This window comes from Bacillus cereus group sp. BfR-BA-01349 (assembly GCF_022663795.1).
Taxonomy (GTDB): Bacteria; Bacillota; Bacilli; order Bacillales; family Bacillaceae_G; genus Bacillus_A; species Bacillus_A cereus.
Window position 1 is genome coordinate 12,824 of sequence record NZ_JAKUGE010000010.1, and the last position, 17,189, is coordinate 30,012.

Genomic DNA, 17,189 nt, shown 5'->3' on the forward strand with positions numbered 1-17,189 from the left:
TAGGGGGTTATTCCTTTTGTATAGCGGACAAAATAACAGCAAATTCAAAAACTATTACAGAAACATACCAATATTTACCCTTTTCCTTTGACTATTCTTTTCATTTGGATTTATTATAAAAGTATAACATAATTGCAGGAGGTGACATCTTTATTCCAAACCTTGGAATGGAGAACACGCTTGGACATATTAAATATTTTTCTCATCTTTGTACTTATTCTTATTTCTGGCTTTTTCGTTGCATCAGAATTCGCTGTTGTAAAAGTACGAAAAAGTCGAATTGACCAACTTGCAAATGAAGGTAATAAACAAGCTTTAGCTGCAAGAAGCGTCCTATCTAATTTAGATGTTTATTTATCAGCTTGTCAGCTCGGAATTACAATCACTTCTTTAGGGCTTGGTTGGCTTGGTGAACCGACTGTGGAACATATACTACGACCGCTCTTTGAAAAAATTAATATTACTGGAACAATGGCTAACACTTTATCTTTTGTTATTGCTTTTAGTGTTATTACATTTTTCCACGTTGTATTAGGTGAATTAGTTCCAAAGTCTTTCGCAATTCAAAAAGCAGAAGCAATCACACTCAAATTTGCAAGACCGCTTATTTTATTTGATAAAATTATGTACCCATTCATTTGGCTACTCAATAGTACTGCTATATTTTTCACAAAATTACTTGGATTAGAACCTGCGAAAGAAAGTGAACTTGCTCATTCTGAAGAGGAATTGCGACTCATTTTAGGTGAAAGTTTTAAAAGCGGTGAAATAAACCAAACCGAATATAAATATGTAAATAACATTTTTGAATTTGATGATCGAGTTGCAAAAGAAATTATGGTTCCTCGTACCGAAATGATTTGCTTATCTACTGAAAATACGTTAGAAGAAAATATGGATATCGTCGCTACTGAAAAATATACACGTTATCCAATTATCGAAAAAGATAAAGATGATATCATTGGGATGATCAATACGAAAGAAGTATTCCATGATCAAACGAAAGGTATTTATAAACCACTTGAATCTTATATACATCCTGTTCTAACTGTATTTGAAACAGTTCCAATTCGTAAAACGTTAGTCCATCTTCAGAAAAATCGCGTTCAGATGGCAATCGTTATGGATGAATATGGTGGTACTGCCGGACTTTTAACAATGGAAGATATTCTTGAAGAAATCATTGGAGAAATTCAAGATGAATTCGATGCGGATGAATCACCTATGATTGAAAAGCGTACACCTAAGCTTACTGTTTTAGATGGAAAGGTGCTTATTTCTGAAGTAAATGATATGTTTGGCCTACATATTGATGATAGTGATTTAGATACAATCGGAGGATGGCTTCTTTCTCAAGCAGTTGACTTAAATATTGAAGCTGGCTATTCCATTGAATATGCTGGTTTTCAATTTAAAGTATTAGAACTTGATGGACATCAAGTCAAAAAAGTTGCTGTACATAAACTAGATATTAAAAAGGAGCTATAAAGTGACTGTTTTATTAACAATTTGTATCATTGCCTGTTTCATTGTTTCATTTCTCGCCTTTATTTATCCAATTATCCCTGGCATACTAGCTGTCTGGGCTGGATATTTGATTTACCATTTCGGTATAAATGGAGGCGAATTAACAACTTCTTTTTGGATTATTCAAGTCATTTTCACTCTTTTCATTTTCGTTGCTGATTTTATTGCAAATGGATATTTCTTAAAAAAATACGGTAGTTCTAAATGGGGCGAACGTGTCGGAATGATTTCTATCATTGTCGGATCGTTCTTCTTCCCACCATTCGGACTTATTATCATACCGTTCTTATCAGTATTTATAACAGAACTAGTGCATAAAAAAGCGCCAAAAGATGCCTTTCTAGTTGGAGTCGCTACTGTAGTTGGTTTTTTAAGCAGTACAGTAGCGAAAGCAATTCTCCAAATCATTATGATTATCATCTTCTTGTGTTATATCATCTTTTAACCATCCCGACTTCGGGATGGTTTTTTTAATATGCAATACCTACTCGACTATTTTCATATATGTTTTTCTTACATAGATCCCATGCAAAGTGTGCTGTATCACCCACTGTAATTTTTGATCCACCCTCTGGCAATATATCTTTTTCAGTTCGATATACCTCTGTCGCCTCACCATCTATTAAATGTGTCGGACAAACAACTGTCCAACATAAATTATTACTATTACTTAGTACTTTATATGCAGCCAAATGATCTTCCGCTGCCGTTGTCGTTTTCCTTTTTGATTCCGTTGATTGAAAACGATATAAATTTAGATTTGTTCTTGCTTGTAAAATACCAGCTGTTCCTATTGTTATGATTCTACGAACCCCTTCTTCTTCCATTTGCTTAATGATTTGTGGCATACTCTTCCCTAATGTTCCATTTTGATCCGTTCCAAGTGCACTAATTACTATATCGCTTCCTTCTATCACTTTCTTTATATCATTTTCGTTCAATACATTACCTTCTATCACTCGTAGCCTTTCATGTTGCATTTCTATTCTATTTAAATCACGCGCTAATGCAGTCACTTCAGCTGAATCCTTTAATGCTAAATTAATTATGTTTGAACCTACTCGTCCTGTTGCTCCCAATATACATACTTTCATTTGTTTTCCCCCTCTTTCATTCTCTTTCTATTTTTCAATAATCTCAATAAATTTACAACAAAAAAGCTTCTTCATATATGAGAGGAAGCTTTATTATTACTTTATTTCTTTTCTTTAGAATCAGTAGACTTCTCGGTTCCGCTTGTTTCTTTATCCTTTTTATCCTCTTGTTGTGTTGTTGTGTCGTCTTCTTTCTTCTTGTCCTCACCTTTACTACAACCTACCATTAATAAAGAACTTGCAAGTGCCATAGCAGTTAATGATTTAACCCATTTGTTCATTTGCGTTTCCTCCTTGTGATAGAATATGTACAACCTCATATTACTCTCTATTTTTAAAGGAGAGATTGAAAAACAGTAAATATACGGTAAATTTTTTGAATTTTCTGATAACAAAACCTGATTTTATTTCATTTCCAATCGATACACAATAAAACTAGTTTTTTCTCTCAATGGACGTAAAAAAACTAAGGCGCATACCATTTCGCCTTAGTTTCTCATGCAAACTTTTCATTTTCATATAGATGTGTAATCTTATATTCCTTCTTCATAACATATTGCCACACACTATAAGCGTAACGGTTCATTTTCAAGAAACAATTTTCCAAAAATGAGCGAAACTCTGGATTAGCAACTTCCACTGCAACTTGAGCAAACTTTAAAGCTAATCGTTTCAAGTGCGCAATATAACTGGTTGCAATATGAATATCCCCTGTATATTTACTAACTGTTTCCTTTTCCATTTCATGCAAATCAAACTCCGTTGTTTCACAGGTTATATGCTGCACATTCTCTCCTTCTTGAAAATTTACTTGTTCATTATATGCTTGTAACATATATGGTAAATGGTGCTGTAATAGATTTTTTAATTCTTCGTCTCTGACCTTTCCAGCATACTCTCCAACCTTGTATATTAGCATATAACTATATCTCATTAATTCTTTCATACAGTCCATTAAAGCGCCTCCCTTCTCTTTTGTCCATATACTATAAATATGATGCTAAAACATTCGCTATTCTTGCTAAAAACCAATCCCATCTACTAATTTTCTCAAAATCTTCTTCAGAAAATCGTTTTGATTTATGAAAGTCTACCTGTAATCGACTCCATACTTCATCAACAACTGTTTTATCATATATGATACAGTTAGACTCGCAATTTAAATAAAAACTTCTATTATCAAAATTCGCTGTCCCAATATCAACAATTTCTCCATCAATAATTGTTACTTTCCCATGAAAAAATCCATTTCGAAATTGATAAATCTCCGCTCCAGCATGTAACATATCTTTCAAATATGGATAGGCAGCTTGTTTTAACAATATGGCATCACTTTTAAATGGCACGAGAATTTTCACATTAACACCACGATTTAATGCAGCTTTTAACTCTTTCACCATTTCTTTACTTGGTACAAAATATGGTGTAGCTATAATTAAAGACTTTTTAGCTTTTTTTAAAAGTGCCCCATACTTTTCCCATAAGCCTTTTCCATCTGAAAATAAATATTGATATTTTATATTCCCTAATGTAGGTATACTTTCATGTATAGACATTTTTTCTCCTGTATCTTCTTTCCAATCTTCGGCGAACTTTCTTTCCATATCCGCTGCACCCTCACCATGGATACGCACGTGATAATCACGCCATGGCCCAAACTTTGGATTTTGTCCAAGGTACTCCTTTCCGATATTAAAGCCACCGACGTATGATACCTTTCCATCTATCGTAACAATACGTCTATGATTTCGTTGATGCAAAGAATAGAACACATTTTTCAGTTTCGGTTTTTTACTAAATGTAAACTTCACACCGTTTTCCTTTAATCGGCTAATTACCTTTTTCTTCAGCTTATATCCACCTATCCGATCGACTGACAATTTCACTTCTACTCCGCTAGATGCTTTTTTCTCTAATAACTGTAAAAATTCTTGGCTTATTTCATCTTTTCCTACAATATAAAAATGGATATATATATATTTTTCTGCATCGTTTATATCCTCAAATAATTTTCTATATAACTCTTCACCGTTCGTATATAGTTGAAATTCACCTAATCGAACTTGTCCTAATTCATATTCACTAGCCATTTCCTTCCCCATTTCTACATCGATGTTCATCCAAATGAATACACCTATTAAACAAAGGATTATAGCGAAAAAGTGCTTCATGGATAAATTCCTTTCTCCACTTACTGTTATTTCTATATCTTCCCTTTTTTATTACATTATCATTCAAGAAAATATGTCATTGCATGATATATGTCCATATCAAACAATAGCTCATTTGCATATTGTATGTTGTATCTTAAAATAAAAGGAGGAAATAACAATGGGCTTCGCACATGGTAATGGATTTGCGCTATTAGTCGTATTATTTATCCTCTTAATCATCGTCGGTGCTGCTTGCTTCTGCTAAGTAGCTACTGTCATATGATATGTGGATGAAAAAACTATAAAAGCGGACACCTATTTTTAGGTGTCCGCTTTTCATTTTAAAACCATTTCTGACTGCTATAGTAACTTAAATGGCTAAATATTCATCTCAAAAGGTTAACAATGTGGCTACTTTCTTACTCTCTGCCTTACGTATATGACGCTGTTCTGCACGTAACACAGCAATACGATGTAATTCTTTCTCTTCTCTGTTTCAGGGATAACACGCGGTACTGGAACTGGATTATTTTCCTTACTAAGTGCCACAAAAGTAACGAATGACGTTGCCGCTATACGCTTCTCACCTGAAATTAAATCTTCAGCCACTACCTTCACAAACACTTCCATCGAAGTTCTTCCTGTCCAAATTACGAAAGATTCATAACTAACACAATCTGAAGAACGAACAGGATGTAAGAAATCGACCCAGTCCATAGATGCTGTGACACATTCCTTTCTTGAATGTCTGGATGCTGAAATAGAAGCAACCATATCCATCTCCGCTAATATCTTCCCACCAAATAGCGTGTTATGATCATTTAAATCTGTTGGGAATACTCGGCTCGTTTTGAACACCCTTGACTCATTGGCTGTTTTCCCCTTTACTTCTGTCATTGTTATCACCCCTTTAATGAACTATCCCTAATATTTCAATAATCACTATACTAAATGAACTACACGTTTAATATTAACAACATTCAGAATTTTTAGTCCACAAAAAAGAACCGATTTTATCAATCGGCTCCTCTAAATACATATTGTTCTTTCGGCTGTTCAACTTTATTCCATTTTGTTACTTCTAATACAGGAATATTCGCATGAAACGGCTGATAAAACTCAGTAGTTATCTCTCCTTCTACTTGAATCCAGTCATCATTATTCCACTCTACGCCTTCTGGCTTTTTCACTAACATACCATACACACCAGAATCTGCTACGCAATGTATAATACCGAAACGGAATAAGAAGTATTGTTCTTTTTTAGAAGAATCATCTCTAAAAACAAACCCTTTAAAAGATAATTTTTTCCCAGTAAACTCGCCAGGATAATTATAAATTGTTTCCATACCCTTTAGGAAGTCTTCATCTTTCAAATTAATATTGTCTTTCGTAACAAACTCTTTCTTCCCTTTTTCCATTACACCACGGTATCCTTCTTTCCCGTAATAAATGCTCGTATCAGGTCTTAGAAATTGTCTTGTCATAAATGGATCCTTACTTTCTGCTTGTGCAACAGGAAAATGAAATCCTTTCGCTTTAACAATATCCGAATCTAACGTCGCAATTGGGAAAAATAACCCTGAGATAATTGGAAAACAAAACAAGGAGTACGAAAATGCTTTTTTCCACCATGTATTCTCATCTTTTGAATGATCATGCCCGCAATGGCTATGGTCACAACTGCAATCATTTTTCTCTTTTTCCTTTTGGTGCTCTTTTTGGAAAACGACGATAATTTGTATAATCGTTAAGAAACCTAAAATAATTGCTGCTGTTGTTGATAAATAGGCATACTTCATATTGATATACTTCGTAATGTTACCCGAAATATGAAGCTGCGCAATTAATATTGTAAAACCTAATAATATATATGCTCGAAACATAACCTACCACCCCATCGCATAAATGAGTAGTGAGCTTGCATAAACAACAAGAGTAACTGTAACTATAACAACAATTACAAATTTCGTTTTAAATGTCGCAAGCATCATAAACATATTTTTAATATCCACCATCGGTCCGTAAACGAGGAACGCGACAAGTGAAGCTGTTGAAAACGTACTTTGGAACGAAGAAGCGATAAATGCATCTGCCTCTGAACAAAGTGATAATATATAAGCAAGTCCCATCATAACAGCTGATGAAGAAAACGGACCTTGTCCAATAGCAAGAAGTGTTGAAGTTTGTACAAACGTTTGTACCGCTGCTGCAATTAACGCACCTAGTACTAAATATTTTCCCATTGAGAAGAATTCCTCAACAGCGTGTGTACATACATCCCACATTTTTTTACGCAGTGGACGCTTATTATTCACTTCTGGGAAGTGATCATCTCTTAATTGATGTTCTTTAAACATAAAGGATAATATAATTCCAACGATAATGGCTACGATAATCGCTACAATAGAACGATACCATACCATGTGCATACTACTCCCAAAGGCAACATAAGTAGCAAATAATACAACTGGATTAATAATAGGTCCAGTTAACATAAATGCAATCCCTGCGTATGGTGGAACACCTTTTCCAATTAATCGTCTTACAATCGGAACAATTCCACATTCACAACCTGGAAACAACATACCTAAAAAAGTAGCTAATAAAACAGACAGAAATCGGTTTTTCGGCATCCATTTTGCCACCATATCTTCTGTCACGAACATTTGAATGAATCCTGAAATAAATACACCAATGAGCACGAAAGGAAGTGCTTCGATCAATATGGAGATAAAAATTGTATTCATTTGCAGGAATGCTTTCGGTAATTGAAACAATTCCATGATGTATTTCCTCCAACTTTTCATTAACAATATGTAATTTTAACCCCATTTCATTAATTGAACAAGGCTTATATGGAATACATACCCTTTATATACATTACATTGTACAAGTTATATTCTATTCAAAATTTGAGATTTCATAGCAAAAAAGCTGCTCTAGCGTAGTTGTATAACTATGCTAGAGCAGCTTTCTTATCGTTAAAAGTAACGTTTCTTCCAAAAAACAAAAGCTAACGTGAAAGATAGTGTTACACATATGATGAGTACAATTACAAAACCGTGGGCTTCCCCTTCAAACGGAACCTTTACGTTCATTCCAAAGAAACTAGAAACCATCGTCGGTAAAGATAAAATGATCGTAATTGACGTTAACAGTTTCATAACACTATTTAAATTATTTGATATAACGGAGCTAAAAGTATTCATCATTCCACTTAAAATGTGACTATATATTTCCGCCATTTCAATAGCCTGTTTATTTTCAATTAATACATCTTCTAATAAATCTTGATCGTCTTCATACATTTTTAAAAATGTACTATTACGCATTAACTTTTGAATTACAATTTTATTAGCCTTTAATGACGTTGTAAAGTATACTAAACTTTTCTCAAGGCCTAACAATGTGAAAATCTCTTTATTTTTCATTGACTGATTTAATTGATGCTCTAAATCAATTGTTTTTCGATTTATTTGCTTTAAGTATCTTAAATAATAAGTAGAAATTGTATATAAGAGCTGAAGTGCAAAGCGCGTCTTCTTAAACGTATAAAATTCTTTAATACGTTGATTAATAAAACGTTCAAAAATTGGATTCTCTTCTAAGCAGATTGTAACAAAACAATCCGGCATCACAATCATACCTATTGGAATCGTGTCATAAATCGAATTTCCTTCTTCGTCATGTCTAACTGTCGGAATATCGACGATAATTAAAGTATTATTGTCTTCCTTTTCAATACGAGAGCGTTCTTCATCATCCAAAGGGTCTTTAATGAAATCTAAGTCTACATTTAAAGTTTGTACTAGATATTGAATTTCTTCTTCTGTTGGATGAAGTACATTAATCCAGCACCCCTTTTGCATTTCCTCAATCTCTTGTAGTTTTCCGTTTCGGTCTGTTAAATATATATTTAACATACTATCACCCCGATTCTTTTTACATGTAGGAATCTACCTCTCTTAAATCACAGTTTTTAAACCGCCATTCTCAGCATATGAAACATACGTTTAAATTTCAATAGAAAAATTATTTTGAAAACGTTTTTATAAGAAAAATATTATAAAGTGAAACTTTAATCAGCGGGGGCTTCATCCCCCCACTGATTTTCAGCCCTCACCAATCGGGCTTTTACGGGCTGCCCGCCCCCAACCAAACTTCTTTTCTTTCGCTGAATTTTGAGATGAGGATCTTACTGCCCGTTAGAGCGGGATAAACATAGAAAAAGACAGAGTGCTCTCTGCCTTAAAAGCTTATGTTGCCTTTATAACATATTTAGAAAGCATCCACAAGTTAAACCCAACTGAAATCGTATAGCCCGCGTATGTTGAAATGATAAAACTTACATAATCGAAATACGGAAGCAATACAATATTTAAAACTATCTTCACAATAATTCCAATCACTAGTCCTAGCACCGTCTTCTGCTGTTGATTGATTCCTTGTAGCATAGCAGCCGTTACTGTAAAAAGAGAAAATAGTATGCAAGCAGGAGCATAATACTGTAAAATGATTCTCCCCATCTCTGGATCATTTCCAGCACCAAATAAAAGGGTATATACAGGCTTGGCTAACACCATCATTCCAATTGCCGCCGGTACCGTAATCGCTACTACTAATACATTTGTTCTCGTAAAATGTTTGTACAATAGCTTCGTATTTCCTGCTGTGTAAGCTTTCGTCATCTCTGGTACGAGAGACATACTAAAAGCTGTCGCAACGGATACCGAGATAAGCACAACCATTTGAACAAGGCCAATTATTGCATTAATTTTTTCCGCTTCGCCTTGCATATACCCTATCTGTATAAGTAGTTTATTAATTGTAAATGTATCAATCGTCTGATACAACGGAATTGCTAAGCCTACTACAACAAAAGGAATAGAATATGTAAAGAGCTCCTTATAAAGCGAGAAAAAAGATTTCGTTGTTTGTGGTATACTTGCCATTTCTTTTTTCTTTAAGTGCCTTCTCCTTCTCATATAATACGCACTTAAAGCAGTTAATCCACCTACAGCTCCCATAAAGGCACCGAACGTTGAAATACCAACTGCTAGCGAAACAGAAGCTTTTAAAACATATAAAACGACAAAGCTTCCTATTAAAATGGTTAAAACCCGAAAAAATTGCTCTACAACGACACTTAATGCAGAAGGCCCCATCGATTGGAATCCTTGAAAGAAGCCCCTTAATAAACTCATTACTGGCACAAGTATTAACGCAAAACTTACAATTCGAATATTAGTAGTAACCGCTCCTACACTATTCCCCGTTTGATCATTCCCATCGATGACAAGTTTAGCTAAATGCGGAGCTAGCATATATAACGTAAAACACGAAATGACTCCCATTATAAACATAAACACGATTCCACTTTTCAACACTCTCTTAACCGTATGATAATCATTCAGTTGATCATATTTTGATACCATCTTTGAAACAGCTAGCGGTAATCCCATTGTTGCTATGCTGAGCATGATGGTATAAGGACGATATGCGTATGTGTATAGAACGTAACCACTCGTACCGACCATCGCTGTAAATGGTATAACATATATAAACCCTAACATTTTTGATATCATCGTTGCCATCGTTAAAAATATCGTTCCACGTATAAACGGTGACCCTTTCATCACATTCCTCCGCTACGCTTTATTATTACACATTATGGACAACTCCTTTTCTTTAGAACCGAAACAAACAAAAAAAGCCAATGAAAAATCATTGACTTTAACGCGCTGCTTTTTTCTTTTTGAAATACTTTAAACCAAAGTATAGAGCAATAAAAAGAACAGCTCCTATAATTATGTAATGTGTGTAATCAGATGCATACTCTTTAATTTGTCGCCAATTCCCACCAAGTTTTTCACCTAAGTATATAAATAGAATTGACCATGGAATGATCGCTACAACCGTATAAAGTGTAAATAGTTTTAATGGCATCTTAGCTAGTCCTGCTGGAATAGAGATCGCATGACGTACTACCGGGATAAAGCGCGCAGAAAATATTACGCCTGCTCCATAACGCTTAAACCAACCTTCCGCTATGTCTAAATGATGTTTATTAATAAGTAGATATTTCCCATATTTCTCTACAACCGGACGCCCTCCGTAGTATCCAAGCCAGTATAAAAAGATTTGCGCTAAAGTACCACCAATCGTTCCGGCGATAACTGCACCCACAAAACTAATTTTACCATTCACTACTAAAAAGCCAGCATACGAAAGTACAATTTCACTCGGGATTACTTCAATCATTAAAGCAAGAGCTACTCCAAAGTAACCTAAGCTTGCAAAAAATTGCAATAACTGATCTATTATGTTTGCTAACATGTTCTTTTTTATCTCCTTTTTTCTTCACATACCATCCCATTATTACATAAAGGCTGCAATCTGCCAATATCTTCATTTTAACAATATGTACAATTCAAGCAGGATTAATCTATTAATTTCTCTTTCTGCGGGTCTTTCATGTAGGCAAGCATCTCTTTAATTTGGTCTTCTGTATTTCTAGCAATTGATAAATTAGGCAATTCATTTTCACCAAAAAACTCCACCTCTTCTGTTTCAATACTAGTTTTCTTTTCTCCACCAATAATCTCGCATCCAATGAAAATCTTATATACATGCGTCGCCGATGGAGATGGTTGATGTTTTTCTTTATCAAATATAGCTAGTAACTTAAAATGATCTACCTCATAACCAGTCTCTTCGAAAACCTCTTTTGCTGCAACTTCGGTTGGCGTATAACCGACATCAGCCCATCCACCTGGCAATGCCCATTTCCCATCGCTTTTTTCTTTCACAAATAATAGCTTTTCATTTTGAAAAACAACAGCTCTTATATCAACTTTAGGTGTTTGATAGCCTGTCTCACTTGCAAATAATTTCTCTACGACTTCCCAATCTGTTTTCGTGTAATGTGACATCATTGAAATAGAAATATCTCGTAATTGCTGGAAACGCTCAATATCATACACATCCTTAGAATACGTTAAACCCGCTTGAGCTATAGATTGTATTTGTTTTACCCAATCAATCCATTTAATCGTCATATATCCGCATCCCCATTCTCTATCAAATATATTACTTCATTTTTATTGATACATCTTTATTATACAAAAAAAAGAGATTGATAACGTCTCAATCTCTTTCAAAATTAATCCAATTCATGTAAGTGGTCTTGTATATACTTTCTTCTTTTATTTATATATTCATAAATCATATCAGCCTCTTGATCAAATGTTTCTAATTTTTCTTTCATGTATGGATCTTGTAGTAAATATGGACGAATCAATTCACACAACCCTTCTACTTTCGGCCTCATAAACGAAACTGTAAATTGATCTTCTAATATTTCTTCTAAAATACTTCGATACTGCTTTCTAAATACAGGTATGTCTAGCAATCTTGCACTCAACGTATTATAACCTTGAATACGAATATATTCATGATTAAGCGGTCTCCCTTGTACATCTCGCCCCCAAGTCGCATCATAATCCCACGGTATAACTTCAAATAAATTTGTTTCATCGTTATGATATAGTGCATAGTTATGAACGAAACCATCAAAGTTTTGCGTAAAAATAACTCCTGCTAACCATCGTAAATATTTATCTACATGTAGAAACTTCCCAATTTCTTTTTCATAGGCTTCCCTCGTCAAAGTATTCGCTTGAAATACAAATTCACTCAGTTGTTCTTCACTATTTTTATTCGAATATTTAAATTCATAACCCGCAAAGAGCTCTGTCTTAACATCTTTATCTCGTTCACTCATTAATGAAAAATTCGCATCATCATCTATCGCATAATAAATAGAACCACTCGGTAATCCTCTATTTTTCAAAAAATTTTCATCAACCGATTCTAACTGTAAGTACACACCTTGAATTTGACCATTAATTTTTATAAATACATGTTGTGATTTTGGCGAAAGTACACCAATATCATGAAAAAAATCTAAAGATAATTTATTTCTTATGAGAGACGGATCCATAAACTCCGAATTCAAATGAAACTCTTTCGCACCTTGAAATTTTTTAGGCTTATAAAACATAACATGATAAGACTTTTTCTCAAATTCGCGAATATGAGCTCCTCGGTATACGATATCAATGTCATATTTCTTTTTTCCATAAGTTAATTTTGCTGGCACTGGACTATCTGACCAAATGTCCTTTTTTAATTCCACTAAGTACATTGGATGAACAAAAAAATCATATGAAGGCAGCATGTTTTCTCATCCCTTCTCAGTTCTCTTCATTCAATGTATGCGCCTTGTCTTGTCCATACATCCGCAATCATCTATTTATATAAAATTACACTCTTGTCCTGTTCAGAAAGATGCCTACATACATATCATGTTAAGGAAAAAGAATACCTTTTCACTTTAATACATGATAAGGAGGATTTCTATGAAACGTGATATTAGAAAAGCTGTTGAAGAAATCAAAAGTGCTGGGATGGAGGATTTCTTACACCAAGATCCAAGTACTTTTGAGTGCGATGATGATTGCACTACAAAAATAGAGTGTAACGAAGATTGTAAATGCCCAAGAACAAGATGTACTCGCGTGAAACATTGTACGTTCGTTACAAAATGTACTCACGTTAAAAAGTGGACATTTGTTACAAAATGTACTCGTGTTCGCGTGCAAAAATGGACGTTCGTTACGAAAGTAACGCGTAGAAAAGAATGCGTTTTAGTTACAAAACGTACTCGTAGAAAGCATTGTACATTCGTTACAAAATGTGTACGCTTTGAAAAGAAATTTTACTGGACTAAACGATGTTACTGTAAAAAATGCGAATTCTTCCCTAATGGACACGGTGGCTCTTGCGACGATTCGTGTGATGACGGAAAGAAATGGAACGATTGCAAAGATGGCAGACATAAATTCCCATCTTGCAAAAATAAGAAATTCGATCACTTCTGGTATAAAAAACGTAACTGCTAGTTTTTATACCACCAAAAAAAGGCCGTTTTGCGGCCTTTTTTACATTTATTGAAAGTGACTTATATCTGCAAATTGTTTCACTTTACCAATACCCTCTTCAAATTCTATTATGCTCAAACTGGCACTATGCATAAATGGATCATCCCACACATTTTCTATTTCAATTCCCGCGAAATGCCCTACAAGTAATTTTGCTGCTGCCGCATGAGAAACAATCAATATGTTTTGTCCTTTATGCTTCTCTAAAAGAAGCTGCATCCCTTCAATTACTCTTTCATAAACGGCCTCAAAATTTTCGCCTGATGTTGACTGAAAAAGATGTGGCTCATTCCAAAACAGATGTACTTCTTCTGGAAATTGCTTTTCTATATCCGCGATTGTTTGTCCTTCCCATATACCCATGTTGATTTCATAGAAATGCTCATCCGCTATAATAGGTATATCACGTTCCCCCTTTATTAACTCTGCCGTATGAAGTGTTCTTTCGCTCGGACTACTATAAATCGCATGGATTGGTAAATCTTTCATTCGATTCCCTAATTGTTTCGCCTGAACTATACCATTTTCAGTTAAAGCAGAATTTTTCCGTCCCTGCATTCCCTTCGCTACATTCCACTCTGTTTCACCATGCCTTGTTACATATATAGTTGTTTTCATTTCTTACTCCCCCTCACCATGTTGGTCGTAATTCCCACGGTTCAACTCTCCCTACAATCCACTCCGCTCGTTTACTTTCAATCCCTTTTATAACTCCATCAGCTATCTCTTCATGAGTAAGCCATCTTCCATATGTATCTTCTAAAATAAAACCTAAAATAATTCTATGATAAATACATCGCGTACTCCCTATTTTTTGTGCAGGCATACGTGATGCTTTACTACCTAAAATATGAAATAAACTATATGTTTTAGACGACAAATCTAGTTCTTTACAAATATTTGATAGTGCATGCTTTGCACTTGTGTGTACCCATGCAACAACTAATGTGATCGGGCCATTTTTCTTAATTGTACTTTTAATAGCTAGCTTTACATCTTCATCATTATGATAATCTAACGAAAGGCATGTAATATTTTCTGGTGCAGAACTCATTCGCTTAACATTTTCTAATTTCACTTCATCTCGCCCGATAATAGAAACATAAAATCCTTTCTCACAAAGCCACATAGAAACTTTCTTTAGCATTCCTGTTCCACCAATTACAAGTGCATGCAAATGCTATCCCTCCCTAATAAAATGTCATATGAGGTTTCTCATCTCTATAATAATTTAAACGGTCTTGCAGTGTCCCTGAGTGAAACTCAAATTTATGACCGTCAGGATCAACAAAGTATATAGATTCGCAATCTCTTACATCACGTTCTCTTCCTTGTAAAATATGAACATCATTTTCTTCTAATCGCTGTATTAGACATTTAAAGTCTTCTTGTTCAACAGAAAATGCAATGTGCGTATAAGATTTATGAATCTCATTTCTCGGAATATGCGTTTCTTCATTAAGCGCTATCCATACTCCACATATGTTAAAATAAGCTAATTTTCTTCCTTTAACTAGTAGTTCTCCTTCTAATACTTTTTCATAAAACATAATAGAGTTTTCTAAATTAGATACCGAAAAACAAATGTGATTGATTCCCCTTAACAACTATAATTCCTCCTTATACAAATAAAAGATGAGCGAAAATTCACTCATCTTTTATTATACTATTTTTTTGTAATATATGCCCATTTATAACTGAAGTCCCCGCCAAACGTATGGTTAGCAATGCCTTTTACAAATGGCTTCTCTAAATAAGCTGTACTTTGTTGGTACGTAGGAGAAATTGCTGCGTCTTGACCAATTAAGATTTTTTCAGCTTCCGCAAGTGCATTCCAGCGTGCTTTATCATCTTTTAATAGCTCTCCTTTTGATTTCGCTACTAAATCATCATACTTCGGATTAGAATAATCCATTTCATTAAATGAGCTTCCAGTAACAAACATATCAATATAAGTCATTGGATCCGGATAATCAGGGCTCCATGCAGATAATGAGAATTCATATTGGAATTTCTTTTCTAAATCTAGCTTCTGCTTGTATGGTTGCTGTTTCAAATTCACTTTAATACCAGGCAAGTTTTTCTCTAGTTCTTCCTTAATAAAGTCGCCTACTTTTTTACGGCTACCGTTATCATCGTTTAGTAATTCAACCGTAATTGTATCTTGACCAAGCTCTTTCTTCGCTTCTTCCCATAATTTTTTTGCTTTCTCTGCGTTATCTTTACTATCACGGAAGTTTTTATTTACAGAGCGGAAATCTTTTCCATCCGGACCTGTCGTGAATTTTTCAGGTACTAAGAAATATGCTGGCAATGAACCGTCATTTAAAATGACATCAGCAATTCCTTTTTTATCGTATGCTAAATCAATCGCTTCACGTACTTTTTGGTTTTTAAATGTTGCATTTTTTTGGTTAAAACGTAAGAAATATATGCGTGGATCTAACTTCGTTTTAAATTCATCTGGCTTATTCTTTTTATATTTATCAACAAATTCAGAAGTTAAAATAACTCGATCTGCTTGATCACTATCATATAAATTTACTCCCGTGCTTGTTTCCTTCACAATACTTACATTAATTTCGTCTAACTTTACAGTATCTTTATCCCAATAATTAGGATTTTTCTTTAACTGATAATTTTGTTCATGTTTCCATTGACTCATTGTAAATGGTCCATTATATACTAATTTATCTGCTTCTAATCCGTATTTATCTCCTTGCTCTTTCACATATTTTTCATTTAATGGGAAAAATGTAGGGAACGACGTAAGCTCAAGAAAATAAGGTGCTGGTTGCTCTAATTCTACTACCAACGTTTTATCATCCTTCGCTTTAACACCCAATTGATCTGCTGGTAATTCACCTTTATTTACTTTCTGTGCATTTTTCACATCAAATAAAATGAATGCATATTCTGCCGCTATTGCTTTGTCTAATGTACGTTGCCATGCATATACAAAATCTTGTGCTCGAACTGGATCACCATTTGACCATTTCGCATCACGTAATTCAAATGTATATGTCTTTTTATCTTCACTAATCTTCACATCTTTTGCCATACCTGGTGTTGGTTTATTATCTTTATCTAGACGATATAAACCTTCCATTGCATTTACAAATACACGGAAAGATACAGAATCCGTTGATTTAGACGTATCCATTGAAGGAATTTCAGCTGTTTCTAGCAAATTTAAAACTTGTTTATCTGCTATTCCCTTATTCGATTCTTTCTTCGTTGTCGAAGCCTTCTCACCATTCCCACACCCTGCAACCAATACACTCGTCGTTAACGCAAGTGCAGCAATTGTTGTTGTCTTTCTCTTCATTCTTCCTTCCCCCAATCTATATGTATAAGTTAAATCCTATATAATATATTTTATTATACAAAAGATTCTGATTATTTTAAAT

At 34.3% G+C, this 17,189-nt stretch carries 19 protein-coding genes and 1 pseudogene; 4 read left to right on the forward strand and 16 right to left on the reverse strand.

Annotation, left to right across the window (positions count from 1 at the left end; translation table 11 throughout):
* Positions 1-180 precede the first annotated feature (180 nt).
* Positions 181-1,488 carry a hemolysin family protein gene (locus tag MR169_RS07720; protein WP_000353738.1) on the forward strand — a complete coding sequence of 436 codons (1,308 nt, stop codon included), beginning with the start codon at positions 181-183 and terminating at the stop codon, positions 1,486-1,488.
* A gap of 1 nt (position 1,489) precedes the next feature.
* Positions 1,490-1,972: a DUF456 domain-containing protein gene (locus MR169_RS07725; protein WP_000217334.1), complete on the forward strand. Its 483-nt coding sequence runs from the start codon at positions 1,490-1,492 to the stop codon at positions 1,970-1,972.
* A gap of 25 nt (positions 1,973-1,997) precedes the next feature.
* Here the strand turns inward: MR169_RS07725 and MR169_RS07730 are convergent, their stop codons facing one another.
* The 4 genes from MR169_RS07730 to cls all read right to left on the reverse strand — a co-directional run bounded on the left by MR169_RS07730 (position 1,998) and on the right by cls (position 4,792).
* Positions 1,998-2,621 (reverse strand): NAD(P)-dependent oxidoreductase, encoded by a 624-nt coding sequence (locus MR169_RS07730; RefSeq protein ID WP_242319213.1) that lies wholly within the window; start codon positions 2,619-2,621, stop codon positions 1,998-2,000.
* A 101-nt stretch (positions 2,622-2,722) separates the two neighbouring features.
* A complete protein-coding gene (locus tag MR169_RS07735) occupies positions 2,723-2,902 on the reverse strand; it encodes a hypothetical protein (protein WP_001045960.1) in 180 nt (59 codons plus the stop codon).
* Positions 2,903-3,117: 215 nt separating this feature from the next.
* The gene (locus tag MR169_RS07740) at positions 3,118-3,576 is read right to left on the reverse strand and encodes a spore coat protein (RefSeq protein WP_000340542.1); all 459 of its coding nucleotides are present in this window, start codon (positions 3,574-3,576) and stop codon (positions 3,118-3,120) included.
* Between the two features lie 31 nt (positions 3,577-3,607).
* Positions 3,608-4,792: a cardiolipin synthase gene (gene cls / locus MR169_RS07745; protein WP_242319214.1), complete on the reverse strand. Its 1,185-nt coding sequence runs from the start codon at positions 4,790-4,792 to the stop codon at positions 3,608-3,610.
* A 160-nt stretch (positions 4,793-4,952) separates the two neighbouring features.
* Here cls and MR169_RS07750 point away from each other — a divergent pair, with 160 nt between their 5' ends.
* Positions 4,953-5,039 carry a YjcZ family sporulation protein gene (locus MR169_RS07750; protein WP_000505094.1) on the forward strand — a complete coding sequence of 29 codons (87 nt, stop codon included), beginning with the start codon at positions 4,953-4,955 and terminating at the stop codon, positions 5,037-5,039.
* Between the two features lie 126 nt (positions 5,040-5,165).
* Here MR169_RS07750 and MR169_RS07755 read toward each other — a convergent pair.
* From MR169_RS07755 to cotH, 8 genes and pseudogenes are all read right to left on the reverse strand, one after another.
* Positions 5,166-5,671, reverse strand: a pseudogene (locus MR169_RS07755) (acyl-CoA thioesterase).
* Between the two features lie 119 nt (positions 5,672-5,790).
* Positions 5,791-6,660 carry a TIGR03943 family putative permease subunit gene (locus MR169_RS07760; protein ID WP_000488043.1) on the reverse strand — a complete coding sequence of 290 codons (870 nt, stop codon included), beginning with the start codon at positions 6,658-6,660 and terminating at the stop codon, positions 5,791-5,793.
* Between the two features lie 3 nt (positions 6,661-6,663).
* Entirely contained in the window at positions 6,664-7,560 is an 897-nt protein-coding gene (locus tag MR169_RS07765; protein WP_000418716.1) for a permease, read from the reverse strand.
* A gap of 198 nt (positions 7,561-7,758) precedes the next feature.
* Positions 7,759-8,700, reverse strand: a complete 942-nt coding sequence (locus tag MR169_RS07770) for a magnesium transporter CorA family protein (protein ID WP_000932389.1) — start codon at positions 8,698-8,700, stop codon at positions 7,759-7,761.
* A gap of 333 nt (positions 8,701-9,033) precedes the next feature.
* Positions 9,034-10,413, reverse strand: coding sequence for a putative polysaccharide biosynthesis protein (locus tag MR169_RS07775; RefSeq protein ID WP_242319215.1), 1,380 nt, complete (start codon positions 10,411-10,413; stop codon positions 9,034-9,036).
* A 97-nt stretch (positions 10,414-10,510) separates the two neighbouring features.
* Positions 10,511-11,113, reverse strand: a complete 603-nt coding sequence (uptA, locus tag MR169_RS07780; protein ID WP_242319216.1) for an undecaprenyl phosphate transporter UptA — start codon at positions 11,111-11,113, stop codon at positions 10,511-10,513.
* A 104-nt stretch (positions 11,114-11,217) separates the two neighbouring features.
* Positions 11,218-11,835 (reverse strand): NUDIX hydrolase N-terminal domain-containing protein, encoded by a 618-nt coding sequence (locus MR169_RS07785; protein WP_242319217.1) that lies wholly within the window; start codon positions 11,833-11,835, stop codon positions 11,218-11,220.
* A 104-nt stretch (positions 11,836-11,939) separates the two neighbouring features.
* Entirely contained in the window at positions 11,940-13,016 is a 1,077-nt protein-coding gene (gene cotH / locus MR169_RS07790; protein WP_000937999.1) for a spore coat protein CotH, read from the reverse strand.
* A gap of 181 nt (positions 13,017-13,197) precedes the next feature.
* On the opposite strand from cotH, the gene exsB reads away from it, so the two are divergent.
* Complete coding sequence (gene exsB / locus MR169_RS07795) at positions 13,198-13,740, forward strand: exosporium protein ExsB (protein WP_000817485.1); 543 nt, start codon at positions 13,198-13,200, stop codon at positions 13,738-13,740.
* Between the two features lie 45 nt (positions 13,741-13,785).
* Here exsB and MR169_RS07800 read toward each other — a convergent pair whose 3' ends face one another.
* From MR169_RS07800 to MR169_RS07815, 4 genes are read right to left on the reverse strand one after another with little or no spacing between them, the layout of a single operon-like run.
* The gene (locus MR169_RS07800) at positions 13,786-14,397 is read right to left on the reverse strand and encodes a phosphoserine phosphatase 1 (protein ID WP_242319218.1); all 612 of its coding nucleotides are present in this window, start codon (positions 14,395-14,397) and stop codon (positions 13,786-13,788) included.
* Between the two features lie 13 nt (positions 14,398-14,410).
* Complete coding sequence (locus tag MR169_RS07805; protein WP_000543118.1) at positions 14,411-14,956, reverse strand: short-chain dehydrogenase; 546 nt, start codon at positions 14,954-14,956, stop codon at positions 14,411-14,413.
* A gap of 13 nt (positions 14,957-14,969) precedes the next feature.
* Entirely contained in the window at positions 14,970-15,386 is a 417-nt protein-coding gene (gene fosB / locus MR169_RS07810; RefSeq protein ID WP_097862027.1) for a FosBx1 family fosfomycin resistance bacillithiol transferase, read from the reverse strand.
* Between the two features lie 59 nt (positions 15,387-15,445).
* Positions 15,446-17,107: a peptide ABC transporter substrate-binding protein gene (locus MR169_RS07815; protein WP_098906752.1), complete on the reverse strand. Its 1,662-nt coding sequence runs from the start codon at positions 17,105-17,107 to the stop codon at positions 15,446-15,448.
* Positions 17,108-17,189: the final 82 nt, after the last annotated feature.